Annotated in this window: 1 protein-coding gene; it reads right to left on the bottom strand. The window is 72.8% G+C overall.

Features of this window, described 5'->3' with window-relative positions; translation table 11 throughout:
- The coding region (locus HW445_RS18755; RefSeq protein ID WP_180222153.1) for a type I polyketide synthase at nt 1-4815 on the bottom strand (4815 nt) is incomplete at both ends.

The raw sequence follows: 4815 nt of genomic DNA, 5'->3' as shown, positions 1-4815 counted from the left end.
GTTGCTGGTCATCGACAGGCTGTCTGCGTCGGTGACGCCCAGCAGCAAGGTGGCGTAGTCCTGGCCGTTGGTGCCGGCGAAGACACCCGTCCGGGTGCCGCGCACGGAGGCCGGGTCGATGCCCGACCGCTCGAACGCCTCCCACGACGTCTCCAGCAGCAACCGCTGCTGCGGGTCCATGCCGAGTGCCTCACGCGGCGAGATGCCGAACAGCGCCGGATCGAAGTACCCGGCCTCGTAGAGGAAACCGCCTCGATCGACGTAGGTGGTGTTCGGTGTGCTGCGCGTCGGGTCGTACAGCCGCTCCAGGTCCCAGCCGCGATCCACCGGGAAGCCTCCGACGGCGTCCTCGCCCGCCGCGATGAGCTCCCACAGCTGCTCGGGGGAGTTCACGCCGCCGGGGAAGCGGCAGCTCATGCCGACGACGACGATCGGGTCGTCGTCCGTCACGCCGTCGCGCGCGGCGGGGAACTCCTCCCGCTCCGCGGTGTCGGAGTCGCCGACGAGAGCGCCGTGGAGGTGGCGGGCGAGGGCCTCGGGCGACGGGTGGTCGAAGGCGAGGGTGGCTGCCAGCGACAGACCGGTGGCGGCCTTCAGACGGTTCCGCAGTTCGACGACGGCGAGCGAGTCGAACCCGAGGTCCTGGAAGACCCGCCCGGGCTTCACGGCCTCGGGGCCGGGATGCCCCAGCACGGCTGCCGCCTCGGTCCGCACCAGCTTGAGCAGCGTCTGATGCTGCTCGGCGGCGGACAGACCGCGCAGCCGGGCGACGAACGACGAGCCGCCGGCCGACCCGTCCCGCAGCGCCTGCTCGGCCGTCCGGGCGAGGGACTGGACCTCGGGGATCTCGGAGATCAGCGGGCGGGGGCGGGCCGCGGTGAAGCGGGGGGCGAACAGTTCCCAGTCGACGTCCGCCACGACCTGGCAGGTCTCGTCGGACGCGGTCGCGTGCTCGAGGGCCAGCAGGGCCAGGCCGGGGTCCATCAGCGGAAGCCCGCGCTTGCGCATCAGTTCGCCCGCCTCGCCGTCGGCCATGCCTCCGCCGCCCCAGGCCCCCCAGGCCAGAGACGTGGCGGTGAGGCCGCGCGAGCGGCGCTGTTCGGCGAGGGCGTCGAGGTGCGCGTTGGCGGCGGCGTAGGCGCCCTGGCCGGCGCTGCCCCACACACCCGCGCTGGAGGAGAAGAGGACGAACGCGTCCAGGGGGACGTCGTCGTCGAAGTACGCGTCGAGGAGGAGGGCGCCGCGCACCTTGGCCTCCTGCACGGCCCGCAGCTCCTCGTCGTCGAGGTCGCTCACGGGGCGGGTGGGGCCGATACCGGCGGTGTGGACGACCGCGGTGATCTCCTCCTGCGCGGCGCGCAGTCCGTCGAGCAGCTGGTACAGGGCCTTCTGGTCGGTGACGTCGCAGGCCGCGACCGTCACGCGCGCGCCGGACGCGGAGAGTTCGTCACGGAGTCCGGCGGCGCCGGGTGCTTCGAGGCCACGGCGGCTGGTGAGGACGAGATGCTCGGCACCGCCTTCCGCGAGGCGGCGGGCGACCCGGGCGCCCAGCGCGCCGGTTCCTCCGGTGACGACGACGGTGCCGCGTGGCCTCCATGCGGTGGAGGCGCCGTGCCCGGCGGAAACCCGGACCAGCCGGCGCGCGTACACGCCGGTCCCCCGCACGGCCACCTGGTCCTCGTCCCCCGCGGAGGCGAGCACCGCGCGCAGCCGCGCGGCCGCGCTGTCGTCGAACTCCTCCGGCAGGTCGACGAGCCCGCCCCAGCGATGGGGCAGCTCCAGAGCGGCGACCCGGCCGATCCCCCATACGGCGGCCTGCTCCGGGCGGAGCACCGGGTCCACGTCGCCGGTGGAGACCGCCCCTCGGGTCAGGCACCACAGGGGCGCCGTCACGTCCGCGTCGCCGAGTGCCTGGACGAGGACGACGGTGTCCCGCAGGTCCAGCAACGAGACGACCCCGGTGACGGCACCGGAGGCGCCGGCCTCGGCGAGACGCGTGGCCAGTGCGCCACGGTCGGCTGCGGCGACGCGCACCACCTCGGCGCCCTGCTCGGCCAGTACCTCGGCCAGTACCTCGGCGAGGACCTCCGCACGCGGACCGTCGTCAGCCGGGTCCCCTGCGGGCTCCACGAGCAGCCAGCGCCCGGTGATGTCCCCGTCCGCGATCCGCACGGGACTCCAGACCACCCGGTAGCGCCACCGGTCGAGGGTGGAGTGCCGGCGCTGCCGGTCGCGCCAGGACGACAGGGCCGGGAGGGCGTCCTTGAGGCTGAGGTCCCCGCTGAGGTCCAGCGCGGACAGGTCCTCGTCCTCCACCGCCTTCCAGAACGCCGCGTCGGCGGGATCGGCAGCGGTGAGGACCTCCTCCTTGGCCGGCTCAGGCCAGTAGTGCCGGCGCTGGAAGGCATAGGTGGGGAGGTCGATCTGCTGGGCGTTGGTGCCGGCGTAGTAGGCGCTCCAGTCGACGGTGGTGCCGTTGATGTGGAGCTCGGCGAGGGCGGTGACGACGGCGTCGGTCTCGGGCCGGTTCTTCCGCAGGGCCGGGACGAACGCGGCGTCGGCCACCGTCTCCTGGGCCATGGCGGACAGGACACCGCCGGGGCCCAGCTCCAGGTAGGTGCTCACGCCCTGGGCGTCCAGGTGACGGATGCCGTCGGCGAACCGGACGGCCTGGCGGACGTGGTTGACCCAGTAGTCGGCGGTCAGCAGCTCCTCCCCGGCGACGGTGCCGGTGAGGTTGGAGACGATCGGGATCCGCGGGGCGTGGAAGGTCACCTCCTGCACGACCTGCCGGAACACCTCCAGCATCAGCCCCATGCGCGGTGAGTGGAAGGCGTGGCTGACACGCAGCCGCTTCGACTTCTCGAAGCGCTCGGCGATGGCCGTTACCTCGTCTTCGTCGCCGGAGATGACGACGGAGGTGGGCCCGTTGAGGGCGGCGATGGAGACGTTGTCGGTGAGCAGCGGCAGGATGTCGTCCTCGGTCGCCTGGACGGCGACCATGGCTCCGCCCTCCGGCAGGGCCTGCATCAGCCGACCGCGGGCGGCGACGAGAGCGGCGGCGTCCTCGAGGGACCAAACACCGGCGACGTGTGCGGCAGCCAGCTCACCGATGGAGTGGCCGAGGAGGTAGTCAGGGGTGACGCCCCAGTGCTCCATCAGCCGGAACAGGGCGACCTCGACGGCGAAGAGGCCCGTCTGGGTGTAGACGGTGCGGTCGAGGAGGTCGGACTCCGGGTCGAAGACCAGTTCCTTGACCGGCCGGTCCAGGTGCTTGTCGAGCTCCGCGCAGACCGCGTCGAACGCGTCCGCGAACACCGGGAACCCGTCGTACAGCTCGCGGCCCATCCCGGCCCGCTGTGAGCCCTGGCCGGAGAACAGGAACGCCGAACGCCCTCCCCCGGCCACACCCGACACCACACCCGCCGCCGAACGGCCCTCGGCCACCGCGCGCAGCAGATCCTCACGGTCCTCGCCGAAGACCACCGCACGGTGGTCGAACAGGGTGCGCGCGGACACCAGGGACCAGCCCACGTCCACCGGCGAGACGTCACCCGTAGCCAGCGGCAGCAGACGCTCCGCCTGGCCCGCCAGAGCCTCCGGCGACTTTGCCGACAGCACCCACGGCACCACCGGCAGCACAGTCTCCGGCTCCTCCGCCCCGGCGACCGGCTCGGGCTCGGGCTCGGGCTCGGCGGACTCCAGGATGACGTGCGCGTTGGTGCCGCTGATGCCGAACGACGACACACCCGCACGACGCGGGCGGTTACCCGTCTCCGGCCACTCCCGTGCCTCCGTGAGCAGTGCCACCGCGCCCGCCGACCAGTCCACCTTCGACGAAGGTTCCTCGGCGTGGAGGGTGGGCGGCAGGATGCCGTGGCGCATCGCCATGACCATCTTGATGATCCCGGCGACGCCGGCGGCGGCCTGGGTGTGACCCAGGTTGGACTTGATCGATCCCAGCCACAGCGGCCGGCCGTCCTCCGGACGCTCCTGCCCGTACGTGGCGAGCAGGGCCTGGGCCTCGATCGGGTCGCCGAGGGTGGTGCCGGTGCCGTGGGCCTCGACGGCGTCGACGTCGGCGCCGGTCAGGCCGGCCCCGGCGAGCGCCGCGCGGATGACGCGCTGCTGGGACGGGCCGTTGGGGGCGGTGAGGCCGTTGCTGGCGCCGTCCTGGTTGACGGCGGAGCCGCGCACGACCGCGAGGACGGGGTGCCCGTTGCGGCGGGCGTCGGAGAGACGCTCGACCAGCAGCACGCCGACGCCTTCGCCCCAGCCGGTGCCGTCCGCGTCGTCCGAGAACGACTTGCAGCGACCGTCGAAGGCCAGTCCACCCTGTCGGGAGAACTCGGCGAACGTCGTGGGGGTGGCCATGACGGTCACACCGCCCGCGAGAGCCATGTCGCACTCGCCCGAGCGCAGCGCCTGGATGGCCCAGTGCAGGGCGACCAGGGACGACGAGCACGCCGTGTCCACCGTCACCGCCGGACCCTCAAGCCCCAGGGCATAAGCCACCCGGCCCGAAACAACACTGCCCGCGTTACCCGTTCCGAGGTAGCCCTCGGCGGTCTCCACGCCAGACACCTGGGTGACGTAGTCGTGGTACATGAGGCCGGCGAAGACACCGGTGCGACTGCCGCGCAGAGAGGTCGGGTCAAGCCCTGCCCGTTCCAATGCCTCCCAGGAGGCTTCGAGCAGGAGGCGCTGCTGCGGGTCCATCGCCAGGGCCTCACGCGGGCCGATGCCGAAGAAATCAGCGTCGAACTCGCCCGCGTCGTAGAGGAAACCGCCCTCCGGTGCACGGCCCTCTCCGGT

Origin of the sequence: Streptomyces sp. UH6 (genome assembly GCF_013421635.1) — a bacterium.
Lineage (GTDB): Bacteria > Actinomycetota > Actinomycetes > Streptomycetales > Streptomycetaceae > Streptomyces > Streptomyces abyssomicinicus.
This window is presented reverse-complemented; position numbering and strand designations above follow the sequence as displayed.